Annotated in this window: 2 protein-coding genes; both read right to left on the bottom strand. The window is 55.7% G+C overall.

All coding sequences use genetic code 11. The annotated features are described in order from the left end of the window. On the bottom strand, positions 1 to 322 hold a 322-nt coding region (locus ACSNOG_RS32925; protein WP_436756356.1), incomplete at its 3' end, for a copper ion binding protein. Positions 323 to 355: 33 nt separating this feature from the next. Continuing rightward, a complete protein-coding gene (locus ACSNOG_RS32920; RefSeq protein WP_436756357.1) occupies positions 356 to 508 on the bottom strand; it encodes a hypothetical protein in 153 nt (50 codons plus the stop codon). Positions 509 to 510: the final 2 nt, after the last annotated feature.

Below are 510 nucleotides of genomic sequence, written 5' to 3'. Positions count from 1 at the left end.
GGCTCACGCCCGGCATCTTGCCGACCACCTTCTCGATTTTCGATGCGCAGGCTGCGCAGTACATGCCAACCAGCTGAAAATCAACGGTTTCCTTCGCCGTGCCATAGCCGAGCTTCTGGATCTTCTCCTCCATCTCCTTGACCGAAACGACCGCCGGATCATAGGTTACGGAGGCCTTCTCCAGCGCAAAGTTCACGTTGGCGTCTTGGACGCCATCCATTTTGCTCAGCCCCTTCTCAATCCGGTTCGCGCAGGCCGCACATGTCATGCCGGTCAACTGCAGCGATGCCTTCTTCTGCTCTTGAACTGCTCCTGTTCCCATCGTCTTACACCCCTCTTCCGTCGTCTTCAGCCCTTAGGCTACCGTGTACCCCTGTTCTTCGATGATTCCTTTGATATCTTCCAGGCTGAACTTGCCGGCATCATAGTTCACCGATACGGTGCCCGCCTTCAAATCCACGCTTCCTGAAATCCCTTGCTCCTTCAATGCGCCCTCGATCGAATTCACGC

The sequence above is a fragment of the Streptomyces sp. URMC 124 genome (assembly GCF_051386455.1).
In the GTDB taxonomy this organism is placed as follows: domain Bacteria; phylum Actinomycetota; class Actinomycetes; order Streptomycetales; family Streptomycetaceae; genus Streptomyces.
This window is presented reverse-complemented; position numbering and strand designations above follow the sequence as displayed.